The following is a 21,842-nucleotide window of genomic DNA, read 5'->3' as shown; positions in this document are numbered from 1 at the left end:
CACCGACCTCAAGATCAAATACAGCGTTAAAGGTCACGACACTACATAAACGATCCCACTATGTCGGGAGTCCTGAGTCCCGGGGGCCGGTATGTGCGCTACCGGCGCCGGATCGACGCCGTCGTCGGGTCGCTGGTCGCCGCGGCGCGCGCCGACCCGGCCCTTCAGGAGCGCGACGACCTGGTGGCGCTGCTGTTGCGGGCCCGCGACGACAATGGCCGGCCGATCCCGGACCGGCATGTCGTCAACGAGCTGGTGACCCTGGTGGTCTCCGGCCACGAGACGACGTCCGCCGCCCTGGCATGGGCGGTGGAGCGGTTGCGCCGGCATCCCCGGCTCCTGTCGCGGCTGACCGACGAGGCCGACGCCGGCGGGTGCGACCTGCGGCAGGCGACGATCTGGGAAGTCCAACGCACGCGTCCGGTCATCACCGGCGGGTTGCGCTGGACCAAGACCCGAATCCGCCTGGGGCAATGGGTCATTCCGCCGGAAACCCTGGTGATCGCGAGCATCCAGCTGGCCCATGAGTCGGACACCAACTTCCCGGACGCGACGTCGTTCGAACCGGACCGTTTCACCGGCGCCACCCCGAAGCCCTTCGCGTGGATCGCGTTCGGCGGCGGAATGAACCGCTGCATCGGCTCGGCGTTCGCCAACATGGAGATGGACGTCACCCTGCGCACGCTGTTGCGTGAATTCCGTTTCGCGCCAACCGATGCACCGTGCGAACGGCGACAGAACCGGGGTGTCGCGATCGTGCCGTCACGGGGCGGACGGGCGGTGGTGTACCGGCGAGCGACCGGCACGGCGGCCGGCCGTGTCAGCCACCGCGGGGGCGACGGCTGCGGCGGCCGGCGGGCGGTGTAGGACTGACCCGGTGAGACCACACGTGCCGGCAAAGGCGACGGAAAAGGAAAAGGTCGCGGGAAAGGTCGCCTTCGTCACCGGCGCGGCATCCGGCATCGGGGCCGCGCTGGCCACCGCCCTGGCCGGCGCGGGCGCCGAGGTGTGGATCGCCGATCGCCGGGCGGGGCCGGCCGAGGAACTGGCGCGACGCCTGGCCGGCGACGGCGCACGGGCGCATCCCGTCGAACTCGACGTGCGCAGCTACTCCTCGTTCGAGCGCGCCACCGCCGCAGCGCTGCGGCGGTCCGGGCGGATCGACTTCCTGTTCAACAACGCCGGCATCGGGGTCGGCGGCGAGGTCGACGGGTACACGCTCGACGATTGGTACGACGTCTTCGACGTGAACCTGCGCGGGGTGGTGCACGGCATCCAGGCGGTGTATCCGTCGATGATCCGGCAGCGCTGCGGACACATCGTCAACACCGCCTCGATGGCCGGACTGGTCACCACGGTGAGCCAGGCCAGCTACACCGCGAGCAAGCACGCCGTCGTCGCGCTGTCCAAGACGTTGCGGCTGGAGGCACAACGCCACGGCGTGCGCGTGTCGGTGCTCTGCCCGGGGGTGATCCGGACGCCGATCCTCACCGGCGGCGCCTACGGGCGCAACGACGGCGTGAGCGACGAGGACCTGCTGCGGCTGGCCGAGACGGTGCGGCCGATGGCGCCGGAGACGTTCGCCGAGCGCGCCCTGCGCGCCGTACTGCGCAACGACGCGATCATCGTGGTGCCGGCGTGGTGGAAGGCGTTGTGGTACTTGGAGCGCCTCTCCCCCGCGTTGTCGATGCGGGCGGTCGAGCTGACGATGCTCAGGCGCGTGCGCGCGGTGCGCACGGCCGGCGGCTGACGACGTCCGGTCACGCCTTCTTCGCCACCGCCAGGATGTAGTCGATGTGGGTTTCGTGTATCCAGAAATTGTCCGGCCGCACGGTTATCCGCAGCAGCGGATTCACACCCTTCATGTCAGGCTGAAATGCTCTCTTCCACAAGAACCTGGCCAGCGGCCGGAAAACGTCGCGTGCGATGGATTGCGTCTCGGCTGTGGCGAAACCGATGTCAAGGAGCAAGTCGCGATAATCCTCGACATTCACCGATCTCCGGACCGCTTTGGGGGATGCGCCCCGCCAGCCGAGCCGGGCGACCTCCCTGCGATGCCGGCTATTGAGGAATGTTCTTTTCGGCACGATATCGGCCGTCACCAGGCAGCCGCCCGGTTTGAGCACCCGCAGCGCTTCGGAAAAGAAGTCGACGCGCGACGGGAAGTGAAAAGCCGATTCCAGCGCGACCACCTTCGTGCACGAATCGTCGTCTTGAGGCAGGGCGCTGGCAGACGCGTGAACGTAGGCGATTCTGTCCGCCAACCCGGCTTCTTGCACACGGGCCGTGGCGATGGCGATTTGTTCGGTGGCCACATTCACTCCGGTAATGTGATTCACCCCAAACTCGTTCACCCACAAAATGTCCTGGTCGCCGTAGCCGGGCCCACAGTCCACCACAATGTCGGACGCATTGAAGTCGGCGCTGCGCGCAGCAAGTCGCGCCAAGTCCCGGCTCGCCTCGTCCATCGTTGTGGGGTTGTTTTTCCAGTATCCGAAGTTAATGAACAGCGACTCTTCGCCGTACAGGTTCTGGGTGCCGATGATGTCGTAGATCCGACCAGTCTTCGAGCCCTCCGAGCGCGATGCCAAGACACGCGCCACCTGCCCGCATTCGTTCGCCCACCGACGCAAACGAGCGCTCCTGGTTTCCTCTTCTATGCGACGCGGAACCGTGGCCACAAATTTTCCCCTCTGCTACCCGTTGACTACTGCCGGGAACTCGCCTGATCACCCCGTTCCCATTACTATAAGTGCCCGTCCTCGACCGCGTTTCCGGTGTTCTCAGTGATCCATGTTGCGGTGAAGCGCTGAATCGCGTGGATGTTCTCGGCCAACTCGGCTCCGATGGCATTCTCCAGCTTGCCAGCGACCAGCGGGATCTTGACCTCCACGGTTGCGGCGAAGCGCAGCTGCGAGCCTTTGTAGCCAGGCGGCCCTGCAGGCAACAGCCACGCTGCCGCGCGACCTGACCCGAAGCCGGCGGGAGCCGTGATGCTGACCTGCCCGCGTACCTCGCGATCACCGACCGGTCTCCACATCTCGCGGTGCATGATCTTCAGTTCGCCGGGAACGAGTTTGGCCATGGCCCCAGGTAGCAGCTGGCGCCCGAGATGTTGAGTGGCGTGCACTGCCACCGTGCCGTCGGCCTCGACGATCAGTGAATCCAGCGTGCTGGTGCCGTCGAAGGCGGCGTGCCGAGCCAGCCAATAGTCCTCGCGGGTGAACGCCGCATAAACCTGTTCGATGCTGACGGGTGATTCGGTCAAGATGTCGAATGAACGAGGCATCGCAAACAATTCCTTATCAGCTGATCTCATCGCGGCCGCGGGGTTTCTCCCCGCGGTCGCACGGGCTATCTGTCGAACAATCGGTCGGCGAGGGCAGACGCGAACTTACGCGTCTGCTCCAGCTGCTCCGGTTGGACGTTGGTCTTCGGAATGCGGACGCCGAGATACCGGTCCCGATACTCGCCCGTGCCCAGGTAGCTGGTCAGCGACAGCATGGAGCGAAGCTGGCCGCCGGGATAAGCGAAATGGATGCCGTCGACGTACCGGCCGCGCTGCTTCTCCCCCAGCTTGCGCACCGCCGTGAGGTTTTCCCGCCAGTAGCGACGGCAAACGACAAAGACGGCGAACGGCTTGCCCGCGAGCAGTTCTCGCGCCTCAGTGGACTTGAGAAACGAGCGCATCGGCATGCTCACGGTGCGCCACCACGTCGGCGAGCCGATGCAGATCAGGTCGTAGTCGCCTTCTCGCACCGCCTCCGGGGTACGGATTTCGCCGGTGGCGCGGCGAAGCTGGGCCGGAAACACACTGAGCATGTCCGGCCAGACACGTCGCATCGGAAAGCGAGAGAACCGTTCGGCGAACCGCCGGTCGGTGAACTCAATGCGGGCCTTTTGCACGTCGCACCCGCGGTCGCGGAACACTTCTGCCGCGGCCTCGAGGACTTTCAGCGACTGCCCCGTGTAGGTGTAGTAGAGCAGCAACACCCGTGGGCCCCGGGCGTCATGCTGAGCGCTTGCCCCGTCGTTCACTACTGCATCTCCTTGCCGAAACCTTGACTGCCGTGCAACGTTCAACCCGTTAACCTATTCGAAGGGGCGCAGCGCGATCGGCATGCCGTCGACCGGGATCGGTATCCCCCCGTAGTCCCAGCGTGCTTGATACCCCGGCCTGGCCAGCTCTAGCCTGTATTGGCGCAACAGGCGGTGGATGGTGGTTTTGATCTCCAACTGCCCGAACACCATGCCGATGCACTTGTGCGCGCCACCTCCGAACGGGGCGAAGGCGTAGCGGTGACGCTTGTGCTCGGCCCGCGGCTCGGCGAAGCGCTGCGGATCGAACTTCTCCGGCTCGGTCCACAGCTCGGGCAGCCGGTGGTTCATCCCGGGCCACACCATCAGGGGGGTGCCGGCCGGCAGGTAATGTCCCATCAGCTCGGTGTCGCGCACGGTCTGGCGCATCACGAACGGCAGCGGGGGCACCAACCGCAACGACTCGTTCATCACCAGATCCAGCGTCTCCAGCTTCTCCAGCGACTCGAGGTCCAGCGGTCCGTCGCCGAGTCGGGCCGACTCGTCGCGGCAGCGTTCCTGCCACTTCGGATTGGCGGCAAGGAAGTAGGCCATCGTGGCGAGTGCCGACGTGGAAGTGTCGTGGGCGGCCATCAGCAACAGGATCATGTGGTTGACGATGTCTTCGTCGCTGAAGCGGTTGCCGTCCTCATCATCGGTGTGACAGAGCACCGTCAGCATGTCCGTGCCCTCGGCGTTGCGGCGTTCCCTGACGCGCTCGGCCAAGCATTTCTCGAGGAACTTGCGGCCGCGCCGTCCACGCCACCACTTGAATGGTGGGACGGGGTAGCGGACGAACGCACCACCTGCGCGGGTTGTCCTGGTGAAGGCCCTGTTTATCTTGGTGACCAGTTCGGGGTCGGTGTCAGCGTCGTGGCCCATGAACACCGTCGACGCGACGTCGAGCGTGAGTTGCTTCACCGCGGGATAAAACAGGAACCGCGCGTCGTTGGTCGGCCAGTCGGCCACAGCGGCCGTGACCACCCGGTCCATCTGCTCGACGTAGCCTGTCAACCGGGTACGGGTGAACGCCTCGTACATGATGCGCCGGTGAGACAGATGTTCGTCGAAGTCCAACAGCATCAGGCCGCGGTAGAAGAACGGACCGATCACCTCATTCCAGAACTCTTGGGAGAAGTCCTTGTTCTTGTTTGTGAGCACCGCCTGGATCGCGTCGGGGCCCGAGACGACAACCGAGCGCAGGATCGGCGGGGCGGAATAAAACAGCGGGCCATGGGTCCGGTACATATGCAGCGCGAAATCGGGTCCTTCGCGGAAGAACTCGATGGTGTGGCCGAGAATCGGCAGGCCCGAATCGCCGAGGACCGGCTTGAGGCCGCTGCCCGCGGGTGGCTCGGCCAGCACCTTCGTCTTCCACTGACGGTTGAGCACCCACGCGTCGAGGGCACCCATTCCCGGGATGTTGTTCAGCGTCGGCGTAAACCGGCGCCGCGCCTGGTCAAGCAGGTAATGCGGAGTACTGATCGCAGCCATCGGCGATCCTTCCTCGATGGGACGGCAATTGCGGAGGACCTGCGCGCGGCACGGCGACGGCGACGGGGCGACCCGGTCGCCCGCGAAGGGCGAATCGGCCCGTAGCCTCGGATGGGTGGACCAGAAGGTTTCCGTCGATCTCAGCGGCGCCCCGCAGACGATGCTGGCGACGCTGTACCTCAAGGCGCTCGACGCCGACTTCGCCCGCCCGATTCTCGGCGATCGGTACGCCAAGGAGGCGGCCGCGCGGCTCGACTACGACTTCACCGATATCGGCATCACCGCCAAGTGGGCGCCGCTGATCACCGTGCGCACCGCCCAGTACGACATCTGGGCGCGCCAGTTCCTGGCGGTCCACCCGCGTTGCACGGTGATACACCTGGGCTGCGGGATGGACAGCCGGGTGTTCCGGCTCGACCCCGGCCCGGACGTGCGGTGGTACGACGTCGACTACCCCGAGGTGATTGCCCTGCGGCAGCAGGTGTTCGGATCCCGGCCGGGCTACCAGCTGCTGCCCGCGTCGGCGACCGACATGTCCTGGCTGGACCAGATCCCCGCGGACGGCCCCGCACTGCTGCTGGCCGAGGGCATCAGCATGTATCTGACCGCGGACGAAGGCGCCGCGCTGCTGAGCCGCTTCGTCGACCGCTTCGGATCCGGAGAGTTGCAGATCGACTTCTACAGCCGGTTGGCGATCCGGTCGCAGAAGGGGCACACGCTGGTGCGGCGGACCGGGTCGAAGCTGTTCTGGGGGGTCGACAGCCCGCAGGACGTCCTGGACCGGGTGCCCGGCATCCGTTTGCTGATCGCCGTGACGTTGTTCGACGCCAGCACGTTTCGCGGCGCCCCCAGGGGGTTCCGGATGGCGGGACGGCTGAGCCGCATCGCACCGCCGCTGCGCCGGACCCTGCAGTACCATCGCTACGCCTTCGGTCCCGTCAGCTGACGCCGCTGGCGGCATGCTGGTCGGCGAGGCTGCGCAGCACCGCATGTATCGCCTCGACGAATTTCTCGGGTTCCTTTGCGTGCGTGTGGTATTCGACCACCAGTTGTCCGGCGAAGATCTTGCTCAGGTACATGTCGATGCCGGCGCTCACGGCGAAGTAGAACTCGCTGTGGGCCGCGACCAGCTCCACGTCCGGCGGCGTGCGCACCGGGGGTACCAGCCCGCTGTCGGTCAGCATGACGACATCGGGCATGCCGGGCGGGTTGCCGACGTATTGCGGGGTGAAGTGCAGCAGCGATTGCTGGATCACCCCGGCGGCCAGGTCCGCACGGAACGTCTCGGCGATGTCGCGGGCCAGGCTCACCACCTCGGTGTTGCGGTCGATCTCGGCCAGATAGGTGGCCACGCCCAGGGGGTTGGTGCACGCGGTCGCCGACAGCGGCGGCGAGAGCACGTAGCGCAGGTCCACCGGGTAGAGGTAGGGAACCGGAATGTTGTTCTCGCCGCGCAGTTTCCACTCCGCCATCAGGACGGCCGCCGACAGCAGCCCGTTCAGGCCGACCCGCCGCGACCGGCTGAAGGCGATCAGGTCCTGCGTCTCGCGCTCGCTGAGCCGGCAGCCCGCCATGGGGACGCGCACCGGCGCGGCCGGCGTGACGTCCGAGGCGGTCCGCCGCGACGGCGGCAGGTCGTAGGCGAACACCGCGGGCATGAACCGCTCGAGCCCGGAGCGCTGCTGCTTTTCGATACCGCGTCGGGCCAGAACGGTCTCCAGTGGATCCGGCGCCGGCTGGACCGCCACCTGGCCCACGCTGCCGGTGCAGATCAGATCGGTGTAGTAGGAGAACATCTCCTCGACGAGGCCGAACTCGTGGTGACCGTCGGCGAGGGCGTGATGCACGTACAGGGTCAGTTGCATCCCGTCGGGACGCCCGGCCAGGCGCAGGTGCACCAGCGACGCGTTCTGGTCCAGGTGCACGGGCGGGGCCTCGGCGCCCGGGCCGGTGTCCTCCAGCACCTCGATCCCCGGGTGCAGGAGGTCGTCGACGGCGAACTGGTGGCGCCCGTCGGGGTCCTGTTCGAGATGGCCGCCGAGCAAGGGATGCGCTTGCAGCAGGGTGTCGAAGGCCGCCGACAGGGCGTCGACGTCGACCGGTCCCCGCACGTCCGCGCCGAGACCCACGTAGCTCTGCGTCTCGGCGAAGATCTCCTCGCTGCGGGACAGCTTGCGAATTGCCGATGAGGTGAACATTTTTCGAACTCCTAGCGTCTCAGCCGCGCATGCTGGCCCGTCGGAAACCGATCGCCATCGGCGCCGCGCACAGCGCGGCCACGCCGGCCGACCACAACAGCATGTCGACCATCGGCGCCCGCACCGGACCACCGAGGGACAACCCGCGCATCGTCTCGACCGCGTAGCTGATCGGCTGGTGCCGCACGATCGGCTGCAGCCAGCCCGGATACTGGTCGGCCGGCACGAAACCGCTGGAGAAGAACATCATCAGTCCCCACACGATCTCGGTTGCCTCCACCACGATCGTGTTCGCCGTGTACAGGGCGAGGGTCATGACGGCCATCGTGAAGGCCAACCCGAACAACGTCGGGACGAGCAGCCAGGCCACGGCCGCCACGATCCCCTGGTGGAAACGGAAACCCAGCACCAGCCCGGTGACCATGATGACCGCGGTGGTCACCACGATCCGGATGGTGTCGGCCATCAGCCTCGACAACATGCCCGACGCCCGGTGCACGGGCACCACCCACAGCCGCGACAGCAGGCCCTCGCCGCGTTCACGCATCAGGTTGATGCCGCCGACCATCGACCCGGACATGGCCCCGACCATCGCGATCAGCGGGACGCTGCCGTAGAGGGCGCTGTGGCCCGTCAGTTGCGTAACCCCGTTGCCCAGCACGATGTTCACGGTCACCAGCAGGGCGACGGGCATGATCAGCGACTCGAGCATCGTCGCCGGATCGCGGCGCCACCGAAGCAGCAGCCGCGCGGCCAGGATCCAGGTCTGGGGGGCAAGCTCCCGCGACGAGTTCTCCGCCTTGCGATGCACGGCTACGGGTTTCGTCGGGGCCATCATCGCCTCCTCGAGGACACGCGGGCGTGCAGAGGGAGCAGGGTCACGAAAATGCCGGCGCACCAGATGACGGCGGGGCCGATGGTGGACCAGCTCACCTCCCCGGCCGCCGGCGTGCTGTCCCCGGCCAGCACGCGCAGCGCGTTGACGTACTGGGACACCGGCTGGTCGCGGACGAACCCCCGTATCCAGGCGGGGAACCGTTGCACCGGCTGCAGGCCGACCGACAACAGGCCCAGCACGAAAAGGGGCGGCAGCAGCAACGGCATGGTGGCCTCGGGGTTCTTGTTCCAGGCCCCGATCACGTCGCCGAACAACGCCAGGGCCGCACCGATCGCGAGCACCAGCACGCAGAATCCCGCGACGTGCGCGGCGCCGCCGTAGAACCGGAACCCGATGACGTAACCGCACGCGAGCGAGACGGCCAGCGCGATGCCGCAGCGGTACATGCTGGCCGACATGCGCGCGGCCAGCGGCGTCAGCGCGCCGATCGGCATTGCCTTGAACCGCCGGTCGATGCCCAGCACCGCGTCGGAGGCCGACCGGAACGCGGCCGAGATCGCGGCGAACGCGATGGCCACCAGGGCGATCAGCGGCATCAGATACTGCGCGTAGCTGCTCATGCCCTGGGTGAAGGCGCCCATGATCTGCTTGAGCGGCAGGAAGAAGTTCACGGTGAACATGATCGGCGCGGCGATCTGGGTGGCCAGCTCCCCGTTGCGCAGGGTGGGCCGGATCACGCGAACCGTCAGCACCCACCATTGCTGGACGGGTGAGGTCCCCGGGCGGGCGGCGACCGCGGCCGCGGTCACGGGACGGCCACCCGGTTCCGCGGTCCGGCGTCCTGGCTGGTCAGCGCGAGGAACACCTCGTCGAGGGAGGGTCGCCGCAGCGCGATGTCGACCAGGTCGATGTTCGCCTCGTTGAGCCGGCCCAGCGCCTGAACGAGGGTGTTGGCCCCGTCGGGGGCGGGCATCGCGATGCGGTCGGATGCCCCCGTCAGCGTCCCCCGGTTCTTCTCGGGCAGCAACGATCCGAGCGCCCGGGCCGCGGCGGGCAGGTCCCCCAGGTCGCGCGGCACGATCTCGCAGTACGTGCCCCCGGTGCGCTCCTTGAGCTCGTCGGCCGTGCCCTCCGCGATGATCCTGCCGTGGTTGATCACGATGATGCGGTCGCTCAGCGCGTCGGCCTCCTCCAGGTACTGGGTGGTCAGCAGCGTGGCGATGCCGGCTTCCTTGAAGTCGGACACCAGTTTCCAGATGCTCTGCCGGCTGCGGGGATCCAGGCCGGTGGTGGGTTCGTCGAGGAACACCACCTCCGGCTGCACCACCAGCCCGCAGGCGATGTCGATGCGCCGGCGCATCCCGCCCGAATATGTGCTGACCCGGCGGTCCGCCGCGTCGACCAGGTCGAACTGGGCCAGCAGTTCGGTGGCCCGCGAGCGGGCCCGGGATTTCTTCAGCCCCTGCAGGCGGCCGAACATCAGCAGGTTCTCCCGGCCGGTCAGCATCTCGTCGAGCGCCACGTGCTGGCCGGTCAGCATGATCGACCGGCGCACCGCGGCCGGGTCGGACACGACGTCGTGCCCGGCGACCTCCGCGTGGCCGCCGTCCGGGCGGGTCAGCGTCGACAGGATGTCGACCGTCGTGGTCTTGCCGGCCCCGTTGGGCCCGAGCAGCCCGAGCACCTCCCCGCGGCCGACCTTGAAGCTGATGTCGGTCAGCGCGACGACGGAACCGAAGGTTTTCCTGATCCCGTTGACGACGACCGCATTCTCCGTGATTGGCATTGCGTTCTCTCCTAGGCCGAATCGCTCGACGACAAGTCCACGAGGGTCAATTCCTCGTCCGCCGAGGCGCTTTCGTCCTCGGCCACGGCCGCGCGGGCGAGGTCGAGCAGCGTCGCGGGGAACGCGCCGGCCAGCGACCGGGCCCGCGCCGCGTCGATGCGGCGGGAGTCGTACCACCAGTCCAGGTGCACGACCCCGCCGCAGCGGTAGGCGCGCAGCTCGACGGCGTGACCGAGGCCCGGGTAGGCCTCGCGCACGGGCAGCGCCGTGTCGGGGTCGAACTGGACCGGGGCGTCGCCGGCGGCCGGCGACGGCAGCTCGGGAATCGTGCCCGCGTACGAGAAGAAGATGTCCGCCGGCGCCGTGGCGGCCAGCCGGACCGCGGTGGGGGCGTGCAGATAGCGCAGCAGCCCGTACCCGATTCCGTAGTGTGGCACCGCCTTCAGCGTCTCGTGCACATCCTCGAACAGTTGCCGGACGCTGGCGTCCCCCTCCTGCGCGCACGGCAGCGCGACGGGATACACGGTGGTGAACGAGCCGACGGTGCGGTGCAGGTCGACGTCGGGTTTGAGGACCGAGCGGCCCGGCCCGCCGAGGTCCAGGGCCAGGCATCCCTCGCCGACCGTCGCCGCGACCGTCCGCGTCAGCGCGGCCACCACGATGTCCTCGAGCGCCACCCCGACCCGGCGCCGCGCGTCGTCGATCTCGGTGGTCTGCGCGACGGTCAGCGACGACTCCAGCCGCACCAGGTCGTCGAGGGCGGGCGGTTCGGCGGCCGGCTCCGCGAGGCGCAGGTCCGCCTTGGCCGCGGTCTGCAGCCAGTACTCGCGGCTTTCCAGCACCGCGGGGTGAGCGGCCAGCCCGGCGCAGCGCCGGCACCAGTCCCGCCACGGCGTGGTCACCGGCTGCAGGGTGATCTCCTCGCCGGCCAGGCGCTGGCCGAACGCGGTGAAGATGTCGGTGAGCAGGATGTCGCGCGACATGGTGTCACCGGCCGCCCCGTGCACGCCGAGCGCCAGATAGCACGGCCCGCCCGCCTTGCCGCGGACGTGCGTGGCGACCAGGGGCGGGCCGACGGGGTCCTGATCGCGGATCTGCGCGCGCAGTATCCCCAGCACGGCTTCCCGCTCCTCGGGGCCGCCGGGCGCCGGCCCGTCCGGAAGCGACGCGGCGGCCACGTCGACGGACTCGCGGGGTTCGCCGATGTGCTGCTCCCAGGTGCCGGCGCGCCGGGTCAGCCGCATGCGCAGCGCGTCGTGCTGGTTGGTCACGGCGGTCAGCACCGCGTTGATGTCCTCGGCCCGCACATCCGGGCGCAGCCGCAGGATCAGCGGGATCCGCCAGTGCCCGGCGTCGGCCAGGCCGTGCGCCAGGAAGTGTGCGAGGTTCGGCGGCACGGGCGGGTGGACGACGTCCTCCGGCGACAGCCGGGCCAGCCCGCCGGCCGCGTACCGGGCGCTCAGCGTCTTCGCCAGCGTGGCCACGGTCGGGTTCTCGTAGAGGTCCTGCGGGGTGAGGTCGAGGCCCTGGTTGGCGGCGGTCATCGCGACGCTGATGGCGATCAGCGAGTCGCCGCCGAGCTCGAAGAAGTCGGCGTTGCGGTCGATCGAGCCGCCACCGAGGCACTGCGCCCAGATGTCGCGCAGCGCGTCCTCCATCTGCGCGGCGCCACCGGCGGACGCCCGGGACGTCCCGGCGGTGCCCGTCCCCGTCGGCGCGGGCGCCACACCGTTCCCGTTCCGCGGGAGCGCCGCCGCGCCGCGCTGCGCGGCCTCGATCCAATGCCGTTGCCGGACAAAGGGATACCCGGGCAGCGAGACCAGGCTCGGCCGGCGCCCCGCCGCGCGCGGGGTCCAGTCGACGCCGACCCCGGCCGCCCACAGCTGGCCCAGGCCGAGCAGGAACGCGTCCCGGTCGTCGCGGTTCTGCACCTGGTGGCGCATCAGGCGGACGGCGCGGTGACCGCCCGCCCACCTCGGGTGCCGCGCCGCCGAGGACGTCAGCGTGCCGCCGGGACCGACCTCGACGAGGACGCGGCCGGGTTCGGTCAGCAGCGCGGCGATCTCGTCGGAAAACCGCACCGTCGAGCGGATCTGGCGGGCCCAGGTCGCCGGGTCGGTGGCCTGTGCGGCCGACATCCAGGTGCCGGTGACGTTGGACAACAGCGGTACCCGCGGCTCCTGAAGCGGCAGGCGGGCCAGGTAGCTCTGGAACTCCGGGACCACCGAATCCATCAGGCGCGAGTGGAACGCGTGCGACGTGCGGACGCGGCGTACGGTGATCTTCTGTTGCGCAAGGCGTTCGGTGAACGCGCGGATGCTCTCCTCGGATCCGGCCACGACGCAGCCGCCCGGCTCGTTGATCGCGGCGAGGTCGACGTCCCCCGACAGGTGCTCGGCGAGGGCGTCGGGGCTCGCGGCCACCGCCACCATCACGCCGCGCGGCGCCGCATGCATCAGTCGGGCCCGCATCGAGACGGCCTTGACCGCCGTCGGCAGGTCGAAAACGCCCGCGACGGTGGCCGCCACGTACTCGCCGATGCTGTGCCCCGCCAGGGCGGCCGGACGGATCCCGTAGGACTCGGCCAGTTGCGCCAGCGCATATTCCACGCAGAACAGGGCGGGCTGGGTCCGGTCGGTGCGCTCCAGGCTGCGGCCGGCACCGTCGAACACCTCGGCGCGCAGGTCGATGCCCATCTCCGCGTCGAACTCCGCGGCGCAGCGGTCGAAGGTCTCGGCGAACACGGGCTCGGACTCGTACAGGCCCCGCGCCATGCCGACGTGCTGGGAGCCCTGGCCGGGGAACAGGAAAGCGACGCGCTCCGAATCGGTTTCGGGACCGATGCGCGGGACCGCGGACCCGGCGACGAAGACGTTGTCGTGTTCGGGGGTGCGCAGCACCTCCGCCGCATGCCGGGGATCGTTGACCACGGCGGCCATGCGCACGTTCTCCGTGCGGCGGCGGGCCAGGGTGTGGGCGACGTCGGCCAGGTCCAACTCGTCGGGGCCGGACAGCGCGGCGGCGAGGGCCTCGCGCGCGTCCGAGAGCGCCTCGGCGGTCCGCGCGGACAGGACCAGTACCTGCGGGGCGGGCGCGGTGTCGGGCGGCGCGGCGGGAGCCGGAGCCGGCGGCGCCTCTTCCAGGACGACGTGGGCGTTGGTGCCGCCCACGCCGAACGCGCTGACCCCCGCGCGCCGCACACCGTCCCAGTCCCAGGGGCCGTACTCGCCGCGCACGGCGAAAGGCCCACGCTCCAGGTGTAATTCGGGGTTGGGGTGGGTGAAGTGCAGGGTCGCCGGGATCGCCCGGTGCTGCAGGCACAGGATCGTCTTGATCAGGCCGGCCATCCCGGCCGCCGTCTCGAGGTGGCCGATGTTGGATTTCACCGAGCCGAGCTGGCACGGGCCGGACCTGGCGGCCTGCGACAGGCCGAACGCCTGCCGCAGGCCTTCGATCTCGATCGGGTCGCCCAGCGGCGTACCGGTCCCGTGGGTTTCGACGTAGCTGATGCTCGACGCGTCGACGCCGGACACGGCGTGGGCTTCGGCGATCACCTCGGCCTGCCCGACCGCGTTGGGCGCCGCGTACGTCATCTTCGTCGAGCCGTCGTTGTTGATCGCCGAGCCCCTGATGACCGCGTGCACGCGGTCGCCGTCGGCGAGGGCGTCCTCCAGCGGCTTGAGCACCACGATGCCGACCCCGCTGCCGAACAGGGTGCCGTCGGCCCGGGAGTCGAACGGCCGGCAGCGGCCGGTCGGCGACACCATCGAACCGGGCTGGTAGAAGTAGCCGACGCGGTGCGGCACGCGGATCGACGCACCGCCGGCCAGCGCCATGTCGCACTCCCCGTTCAGGATGCTCTGGCACGCCAGGTGCACCGCCACCAGCGAGGACGAGCATGCCGTCTGCACCGACAGCGCGGGCCCGCGCAGGTTCAGCTGGTGCGCGACCCGCGTGGCCAGGTGGTCCTTGTCGTTCTGCAGCGACAGGCTGACCATCTCGAAGGTGGCGCCCTGCCCGATGATCGCGTGCGGATCGTGATGCGACATCAGGTTGTACAGCAGATAGCCACTGGCCGAACTGGTTCCGAACATCCCGACCGAGGCCTCGATCCGCTCGGGGTCGTAGCCGGCGTCTTCCAGGGCGTGGAACGCGCACTGCAGCATGAGGCGGTGCTGCGGGTCCGTCATCGCCGCGTTCTGCGGGGTGAAGCCGAAGAACTCGGCGTCGAACTCCTCGATCCCGTTCATCAGCGGCGCACGCTTGACGTAGCCGTGACCGGCCAGCGCCTTCTCGCCGACGCCGGCGGCGCCGAGTTCGTCGTCGGACAAGGAGACGATCGACTCCTCGCCGCGGCGCAGGTTGTCCCAGAACGCCGACACCGAGTCGGCGCCGGGGAACCTGCCCGCCATGCCGATGACGGCGATCGCGTTGGGCGGCGGTGTATTCGAGACACTTTCCAAACTGTTCGTCACACTCGTTGTCCTGTCATACTCTTTGACGCGGCTGGCGCCGGTTGGCGGCCCGCTGGCGCGTCGCGGCGCGCCGCTGGGCCCGGTCCCGCAGGCCGTTCGCGGGTTCGGGGCTGTCGTGGCCGGTGAGGCCGAGTTGTTCGATGAGCTCGGACGCGAGGTCGCCGACCGTGGCGCCCTGCAGCAGCAGCGCCACCGGGGGCTCCACGCCGAAGTCGCCGCGCACGGTGTTCCTGATCCGCACGGCCATCAGCGAATCCATGCCGAGCTCGGTCAGCGGCTGGGTGGGCGGGACGGCCGCGTCCCCGGCGTGGCCCATGATCGCCGAGATGCGTTGGCGCAAACGGGCGGTGACGATCCGGCGGACTTCCGCGGGGTCGAGTTCGCGCAGCGCCTCCGGGCCGGCCCAGTCACCGCTGTCGCCGGCCGTGCCCAGCTCCGCGACGAGTTCGGCGAAGTAGCCGAGCCGGCTGATCTCGGGGAAGGCGGCCGCGGCCCGGTCGAGCCGCAACCGCGCCACACCGGTCCGGGCGGCGGCGCCCCCGATCAGCGACTCCAGCGCCTCGATGCCCTCGTCGGGGGCGATGGGGTCCAGGACACCCATGCGCAGGGAACGGGCGACGCCCACCTGCGACCACTGTCCCCAGTTGATCGCGGTGGCGGGCAGCCCCGACGCCCGACGCCAGGCGACCAGGGCATCGAGCCACGCGTTGGCCGCCGCGTAAGCGCCCTGACCCGGCGATCCGAGCAGCGACGCGACCGAGGAGAAGCCGACCCACCAGTCGAGCCGGCACCCGGCGGTCACCTGGTGCAGGCGAAGCGCGCCACCGGCCTTGGGCGCCCACACCCGCTGCAGGCTTTCGGCGCCGAGGGTGGCCACGAGGCTGTCGTCGATCACCGCGGCTGAGTGGATGACCCCGCGCAGCGGCAGCCCGGTCTCTTCGGCGGCGGTCACCAGCCGCTCCGCGACGCCGGGTGCGGAGATGTCGCCGGCCACCACGGCGATGTCGGCGCGGCCCTCCAGATCGGACAGGCCCTCCCGCTGCGCGGCCGAGCGGCCGTTGAGCACGATGCGGCCCGCGCCCCGGTCGGCCAGCCAGCGTGCGACCACCAGGCCGATGCCGCCGAGCCCGCCGCTGACGATGTACGAACCATCCTGGCGAACAACGGATTCGGTCTTGACCGGCGCGAGGGGAGCCCGCCTGAGCCGTTCGGCGTAGCGGCGCCCGTCCCGCCAGGCGATCACGTCGTCCCCGGCCGGCAGGCCCAGTTCGGCCGTCAACGTGGCGGGCGCGTCGTCCGCCGCGCCCAGGTCGACGAGCGTGGCCCGCAGTTCGGGATGCTCGTAGGCCAGGACCCGGATGAGGCCGCGCAGCGCGCCGATCGCGGGGTCGCCGGCCTCGCCGTCGGCGACCACCAGGCCGCCGCGGGTGACCAGCCACAGCCGCGGGAGCGTGCCGTGCCAGCCGCCGACGATCGCGCGCACGATCCCCGCGACGGCCGCGACCAGGTCTTCGCCGCGCCGCAGCGCGGCGTCGATGTCGGGGCCGTCGGCGCCGCTCTCCCCGAGGAACACGACCACGCCGCGCGGCGGAAGGTCGGCGTCCGCGGCGGTCTTCGCGAACGCCTGCGGCAGCGCCGACTCGTCGGCGAGGTCCGCGCCGATCACCCGCCGCGCGGGTGCGGCGAACCGGTCGGTGAAACCGTCTACCAGGGAAGGTGTTTCGCCGGCGGACAGCACCAGCCAGCTGCCCGCGGACGGCTCCGGTTCCGCGGCGTCCCGTCCGCTCTCGGTCCACGTCGTGTCGAACACCTTCTGCGCCAGCGGCAGCGGCACGGTGCGCCGGTCGATGCGGCGCAGGTAGACGCCGGTGATCTGCGCACACGGGTTACCCGCGTCGTCGGTCAGCGTGATCCGCCCGAGCTTGCCGGCGCCGTCGTCGTCCAGGCTCTCCAGCTCGGCGTGGCACCGAGCGCGGCGGCCCGGGTCCCCGAACACGCGGACCGTCTCCAGCGAGACCGGCAGGTAGGTGGCCTCGCCGGCGTCGTCGCCGGAGTCGGTGGGCATCGCGGCGGCCAGGCCCTGCAGCGCGGCGTCCAGCATGACGGGATGGATCCGGTAGCCGCGGTGGGCGGTGGCCTCGTCGGGAAGGACGATCTCGCTCTCGGAGGAACCGCTGGGCCAGCGGACGATTCGCGTCAGCGCGGCGAACGCCTGCCCGTGGTGGGCCCCGGTGCGCCGCAGGGTCGCGTACAACTCGGCCGGCGCCACGGCCGCGCCCGCCCCGGCCGGGGTGCCCGGCACCGCGGGCGCGCCGTCGCCGGCGGCGACGTCGACGCGGGCGACGGCATGCCGGTTCCAGTTGCCTTCGGCCGAGCGCGAATGGACCTCGACGCGGCAACCCTCGCCGGTCTGGGTCAGCTGGGTGGTCAGCATGGTCCGCTCGTCCAGGGCCAGCATCTGCTCGACCTCGAGGCGATGCACCGCAAGCCGGTCGGCCGCCAGGCCCAGGGCCTCGCTGCCCGCGGCGAGCGCGATCTCGGCGAACGCCGCCGCCGGCATGACGGCCTGCCCGTACACCTTGTGGTCGGCCAGCCACGGGATCGCGTCGATGCCCACGTCGGCCTGCCACACGTGGTCGCGGCCCGAGGGCATCTCGACGTGCAGTCCCAGCAGCGGGTGAGCACCCGCCGGTGCCGGGCTCGCGCCGCGCCGGGCGGCCCAGTACGGCGAATGCAGCCACGGTGTCGGCGGCAGGTCCACCAGCCGGCCGGCGTCGTCGGCGGGCCGGAGCGCGGCCAACTGCGTGCGGAACGCCACGGTTTCGTCGCTGTCGCGGGTGAGCGTGCCCATCGTCACGGCGGCGCACCCGGCGGCGGCCAGGTTCTCGGCGATCGCGTGCGTAAGCACCGGGTGCGGGCTGACCTCGACGAACGTGCCGTGCCGGGCGCCGGCGGCGGCCACGGCCCGGCCGAAGTGGACCGGGTTGCGCAGGTTGGCCACCCAGTGGTCGGCGCCGAACGTCGGCTCCGCCCCGGCGTCGCCGGTGGTGCAAAACACCGGGATCGTCGGGGTGCGCGGCGCCAGATCCGCCAGGGCGCTGCGCAGTTCGGGCAGGATCGGATCGATGGTCGGATGGTGGGAGGCCACGTCCACCTCGATGCGCCGCGCCAGCCGGCCCTGCGCGTCGACCGCGGCGATCGCCGCGTCGACCCGCTCCGGCGGGCCGGCGATCACCGACTGCTGCGGGGAGGCGTACACCGCCACCGTGGTGCCGGGATAGTCCGCAATCAGCTCCTCGGCGGCGGCCGCGCCGAGTTCCAGCAGCGCCATCGCGCCCTGCCCGGACAGCGCCGACATCAACCGGGAACGGGTGGCGATCACGCGGATGCCGTCGGCGGCGCTCAGCGCGCCCGCCACGACCGCGGCGGTGACCTCCCCCATCGAATGACCGATGACGGCGTCGGGCTGCACACCGTGGGAGCGCCACAACGCGGTCAGCGCCAGCTGCACGCCCACCAGCGCGGGCTGGATGCGGGCGATGCCGGTCAGCGGTTCGCCGGCCTCCAGCACCTCCCGCAGCGAGAAGCCCGCGTGCTCGACGAAGACCGGGTCCAGTTCGGCCACCGCGGCGGCGAACGCCGGCTCGTCTGCCAGCAGCCCTCTGCCCATCCCGGGCCATTGGGAGCCCTGACCGGAGTAGACGAACACCGTGCCGAAGCCCGCCGGCGTGTCGGTGGGCAGGACCACGCCCGGTGCCGGCCGGCCCGCGGCCACCGCGCGCAGCCCAGCCACCGCCTGGGCGCGGTCGCGGGCGCACACGGCGGCGAACCTGCCGTGCCGGCCGTGCTGCCGGGTCAGGGTGTGGGCCAGGGTATGACCGACGTCGGCCAGCGGCGTCCCGGCACCGCGGCCCTCCAGCCAGTCGGCCAGCGCCGCGGCGCGGGCGGCCACCCGCTGGTCGGTCTTGCCCGCGATCGGCAGCGTCGCGACCGCCGGCCCGGGTACCGCCGGCGCCGGGTCCGGGCCCTGCTCGAGCACCACGTGCGCGTTGGTGCCGCCCAGCCCGAATGACGACACCGCGGCCCGCCGCGGCCCCTCGCTGCGCGGCCACGAGGTCAGCTCGCCGGGGATGAACATTCGTGTGGCGGCCGCGTCGATCGCCGGGTTCCACCGCGAGAAGTGCAGGTTCGGCGGGATCTCGCCGCGCTGCACCGCCAGCGCGGTCTTGATGAATCCCGCGATCCCGGCGGCCGCCTCCAGGTGGCCCATGTTGGTCTTCACCGCACCCAGGGCGCAGGGCCCGCCGTCGCGTCCGTACACCTGCGCCAGGGCGTCGAACTCGATCGGGTCGCCCAGCGAGGTGCCGGTGCCGTGGGTCTCGACGAAGTTCACCGAGTCCGCCGTCACGTCGGCGTTGCGCAACGCCCGGGTCATCACGTCGGACTGCGCCGGCGCGTTCGGCGCGGTCAGCCCGTTGGAGCGGCCGTCCTGATTGACCGCCGAGCCGCGCACCACCGCCAGGACCCGGTCGCCGTCGCGCACGGCGTCGGTCAGCCGTTTGAGCACCACGACACCGGCGCCCTCGCCCCGCACGAACCCGTCGGCGCCGGCGTCGAAGGCGTGGCACCGGCCGCGCGGGGACAGCATGCCCCACTTGGACAGCGCGAGTTGGGTTTCCGGGCGCAAGATGAGGTTCACCCCGCCCGCCAGGGCGAGGTCGCTTTCCCGCAGCCGCAGGCTCTGACAAGCCAGGTGCACCGTGACCAGGGACGACGAACAGGCGGTGTCCACCGCCACCGCCGGCCCGCGCAGCCCGAGCGAGTACGCGATCCGCCCCACGGTGACGCTGTGCGCGTTCCCGGTGGCCGAGTAGGCGTCGATGCTGTCGGGGTTGGCGGCCGAGGAACTCTGGTACTCGTTGTAATACACGCCCATCATCACCGCGGCGCGGGTCTCGCTCACGGATTCCGGTGCGAGGCCGGCATTTTCGAGCGCCTCCCAGGCGACCTCCAGCAGCACTCGCTGCTGCGGGTCCATCGCTTGGGCCTCGCGCGGGGAAATCCCGAAGAACTCGGCGTCGAAACCGGCCACGTCGGGCAGGAAGCCGCCCCACTTGGAGGCCATCCGGCCGGGCGCGAAGGGGTCGGGGTCGTAGTAGGCGTCGGCGTCCCAGCGGTCGGGCGGGACCTCGCCGATCGCGTCCCCGCCACCGGTCAGGAAGTCCCAGTAGGCGTCGGGCCCGGACGAGGCGCCGGGGAAACGGCACCCGATCCCCACCACCGCAACCGGCTCCGCCGTCGCCAGCCGGGCGGCCTTGTCGAACTGGTCGCACAGCGCCGCGCGCTGCGCGGCGGTCATGCCCGCCACTCTGCTGAAGATCGTCTTCATCACATCCCGCTTTCCACGCTGTCGAACAGCGCGTCCAGCACGCCGCCCGCCGAGCCGTCCGTGCCGGCCCCGCCGTCCCCCTCTGTCGTGTCACGCTTCGACCCATGTTGCGCGACAATCAGTTCCGTCAGATATCCGGTCATCGCCGCAATGGTCGGGTGGTCCCACATCTTCGTCGCCGAAACGTCGAAGCCGACCAGGCGCTTAGCGTCTTTCAGCACGGCCATCGCCATCATCGAGTCGAGACCCATTTCCGGGAACGGCCGTTCCACGTCGACCGCGGAGACGGGCATCCCGAGCTCGCGGGCCAGGATCGACCGCAGCCTGGTCCCCAGTTCGGCGGCGACCTCCTCGGCGGAGAGCTCCACCCATGCCGGCGGGGTCGGTTCCCGGCCGGCGGCGGGCTCGGCCGCCGCGTACCGCAGGGCGCGGACATCGATGCAGACGCCGCCGTCGGGTGCCGTCGCGACGAGGTCGACCACCAGTTCGCCCGCGTCCCCGCCGCCGCGCCGGCGCACCCTGACGCTGCCGCGTGGCTCGGCGAGTTCCCCGAGGATGCGCGCGCTTTCGGCGGCTACCGCTCGCATCGGCCGCGCGCCGTCCACCCGCCCCGCGACGCCGAGGGCGGCGTCGAGCAGCGCGGCGGTCGAGGCCTCCGGCAGGTCGACGTCGACCGGTGGGTCAGGGAACGCCGGCCCGCCCGCGCGGTCCGCGGCCCGGGCGATCCGGGCACGTGCGTGCACCCCCGCAGCCGAGGACACGGTGAGGGATTCGCCGTCGGCGCTCACGTGGATGACCCGCGGCGCGTCGACGACGATCGGCTGCTCGAAACGGACGTCGCACACGGCCGAGCCGCCGCAGTCGGTGGCCGCGGTCGACAGCGTCTGCAGCAGCACCGATTCCGGGATCGGGTGCGCCGCGCCGTCCGGCGTCAGCCGGGCCTGCCACAGATGCAGCGGCGGTGTGGTGGTGACGGCGACGTGGTCGCCGAGGACGGTGCCGGGGCGGGGTGAGGTCACCGCGGCCTCCAGCCGGTCCCGGATCGCGGCCCAGTGCGGTGCGGGGTCCGCTTGGCGCGCCGGAGTTTTCGGCGGGCTCACCCAGTGGCGGGTGTGCTGCCAGGGCGTGCTCGGCAGCAGCGGCGGGGGCCCGGCCGGGTGTTCGGTGTCGGGCGCCTTGACCGTGTGGGCGGCGTTGCGGTTGGTGTGGAAGGTGAGCGTGTCGTCGGTGTCGCGGGCCAGGGTCCCGATGCTGTGATGATGAACCCCGGCCAGGGTGTCGCCGATCGCATCGGTCAGCAGCGGGTGAGGGCTGATCTCCACGAAGGTGCCGTGGTCGGCGCCGGCCGCGGCAATCGCGTCGGTGACCTGCACCAGGTTGGGCAGCTCCGATGCCCAGTGGTCGGCGTCGAAGGCCGGCGTCTCGCCGCCGGCGGTGACGACCGGGATGACCGGCCGCCGCGGCGTCAGATCCGCGAGCGCCGCCCGGACGTCGGTGCCGGCGTTGGCGCGGGTGGTGATGACGCGCAGGCCGTCGCGGGGGCTCAGCGCCCCGGCGACCACGGCGGCGGTGACCTCCCCCATCG

The 21,842-nt window shown here is 70.8% G+C and carries 14 protein-coding genes; 3 read left to right on the top strand and 11 right to left on the bottom strand.

All coding sequences use genetic code 11. The annotated features are described in order from the left end of the window. The first annotated feature begins 60 nt into the window (after positions 1-60). Both FPZ47_RS19350 and FPZ47_RS19345 read left to right on the top strand, forming a co-directional pair. Positions 61-867 carry a cytochrome P450 gene (locus tag FPZ47_RS19350; RefSeq protein WP_144954175.1) on the top strand — a complete coding sequence of 269 codons (807 nt, stop codon included), beginning with the start codon at positions 61-63 and terminating at the stop codon, positions 865-867. 10 nt (positions 868-877) lie between these two features. After that, positions 878-1,750: an SDR family NAD(P)-dependent oxidoreductase gene (locus tag FPZ47_RS19345; RefSeq protein WP_168209504.1), complete on the top strand. Its 873-nt coding sequence runs from the start codon at positions 878-880 to the stop codon at positions 1,748-1,750. A 10-nt stretch (positions 1,751-1,760) separates the two neighbouring features. Here FPZ47_RS19345 and FPZ47_RS19340 read toward each other — a convergent pair whose 3' ends face one another. The 4 genes from FPZ47_RS19340 to FPZ47_RS19325 form a co-directional block, all read right to left on the bottom strand. Beyond that, positions 1,761-2,681: an SAM-dependent methyltransferase gene (locus tag FPZ47_RS19340; protein WP_144954181.1), complete on the bottom strand. Its 921-nt coding sequence runs from the start codon at positions 2,679-2,681 to the stop codon at positions 1,761-1,763. Between the two features lie 65 nt (positions 2,682-2,746). Further along, positions 2,747-3,289 (bottom strand): DUF2505 domain-containing protein, encoded by a 543-nt coding sequence (locus tag FPZ47_RS19335; protein ID WP_144954184.1) that lies wholly within the window; start codon positions 3,287-3,289, stop codon positions 2,747-2,749. Positions 3,290-3,354: 65 nt separating this feature from the next. Next, positions 3,355-4,038 (bottom strand): flavodoxin family protein, encoded by a 684-nt coding sequence (locus tag FPZ47_RS19330; RefSeq protein WP_144954186.1) that lies wholly within the window; start codon positions 4,036-4,038, stop codon positions 3,355-3,357. Positions 4,039-4,092: 54 nt separating this feature from the next. Further along, entirely contained in the window at positions 4,093-5,571 is a 1,479-nt protein-coding gene (locus FPZ47_RS19325) for a cytochrome P450 (protein WP_144954189.1), read from the bottom strand. A gap of 115 nt (positions 5,572-5,686) precedes the next feature. On the opposite strand from FPZ47_RS19325, the gene FPZ47_RS19320 reads away from it, so the two are divergent. Then, entirely contained in the window at positions 5,687-6,517 is an 831-nt protein-coding gene (locus FPZ47_RS19320) for a class I SAM-dependent methyltransferase (protein WP_144954192.1), read from the top strand. Here FPZ47_RS19320 and FPZ47_RS19315 read toward each other — a convergent pair. The 7 genes from FPZ47_RS19315 to FPZ47_RS28455 form a co-directional block, all read right to left on the bottom strand. Beyond that, a complete protein-coding gene (locus FPZ47_RS19315; RefSeq protein WP_144954195.1) occupies positions 6,510-7,769 on the bottom strand; it encodes a phthiocerol/phthiodiolone dimycocerosyl transferase family protein in 1,260 nt (419 codons plus the stop codon). The genes FPZ47_RS19320 and FPZ47_RS19315 overlap by 8 nt on opposite strands. 19 nt (positions 7,770-7,788) lie before the next feature. Further along, on the bottom strand, positions 7,789-8,604 hold the full coding sequence (locus FPZ47_RS19310; protein WP_246133491.1) for an ABC transporter permease: 816 nt from the start codon (positions 8,602-8,604) through the stop codon (positions 7,789-7,791). Continuing rightward, complete coding sequence (locus FPZ47_RS19305) at positions 8,604-9,416, bottom strand: ABC transporter permease (protein WP_144954200.1); 813 nt, start codon at positions 9,414-9,416, stop codon at positions 8,604-8,606. Before FPZ47_RS19305 ends, FPZ47_RS19310 begins: the two co-directional genes overlap by 1 nt. After that, complete coding sequence (locus FPZ47_RS19300) at positions 9,413-10,393, bottom strand: ATP-binding cassette domain-containing protein (RefSeq protein WP_144954204.1); 981 nt, start codon at positions 10,391-10,393, stop codon at positions 9,413-9,415. Before FPZ47_RS19300 ends, FPZ47_RS19305 begins: the two co-directional genes overlap by 4 nt. A gap of 11 nt (positions 10,394-10,404) precedes the next feature. Beyond that, entirely contained in the window at positions 10,405-14,868 is a 4,464-nt protein-coding gene (locus FPZ47_RS19295) for a type I polyketide synthase (protein ID WP_144954207.1), read from the bottom strand. A gap of 13 nt (positions 14,869-14,881) precedes the next feature. Beyond that, positions 14,882-20,257: a type I polyketide synthase gene (locus tag FPZ47_RS19290; RefSeq protein ID WP_246133492.1), complete on the bottom strand. Its 5,376-nt coding sequence runs from the start codon at positions 20,255-20,257 to the stop codon at positions 14,882-14,884. Next, positions 20,257-21,842: acyltransferase domain-containing protein (locus tag FPZ47_RS28455; protein WP_168209505.1), on the bottom strand; the 1,586-nt coding region annotated here is incomplete at its 5' end. The genes FPZ47_RS28455 and FPZ47_RS19290, both read right to left, overlap by 1 nt.

It is taken from the genome of Mycobacterium helveticum (assembly GCF_007714205.1).
Taxonomy (GTDB): domain Bacteria; phylum Actinomycetota; class Actinomycetes; order Mycobacteriales; family Mycobacteriaceae; genus Mycobacterium; species Mycobacterium helveticum.
The sequence above is the reverse complement of the archived record's forward strand: the minus strand, read 5'-3'. Positions and strand labels throughout refer to the sequence as shown.

Coding starts and splice junctions, on each gene's coding strand:
- FPZ47_RS19300 (WP_144954204.1), bottom strand. CDS start 10,393: ATGCCAATCACGGAGAATGCGGTCGTCGTCAACGGGATCAGGAAAACC.
- FPZ47_RS19335 (WP_144954184.1), bottom strand. CDS start 3,289: ATGCCTCGTTCATTCGACATCTTGACCGAATCACCCGTCAGCATCGAA.
- FPZ47_RS19350 (WP_144954175.1), top strand. CDS start 61: ATGTCGGGAGTCCTGAGTCCCGGGGGCCGGTATGTGCGCTACCGGCGC.
- FPZ47_RS19290 (WP_246133492.1), bottom strand. CDS start 20,257: ATGAAGACGATCTTCAGCAGAGTGGCGGGCATGACCGCCGCGCAGCGC.
- FPZ47_RS19315 (WP_144954195.1), bottom strand. CDS start 7,769: ATGTTCACCTCATCGGCAATTCGCAAGCTGTCCCGCAGCGAGGAGATC.
- FPZ47_RS19325 (WP_144954189.1), bottom strand. CDS start 5,571: ATGGCTGCGATCAGTACTCCGCATTACCTGCTTGACCAGGCGCGGCGC.
- FPZ47_RS19310 (WP_246133491.1), bottom strand. CDS start 8,604: ATGGCCCCGACGAAACCCGTAGCCGTGCATCGCAAGGCGGAGAACTCG.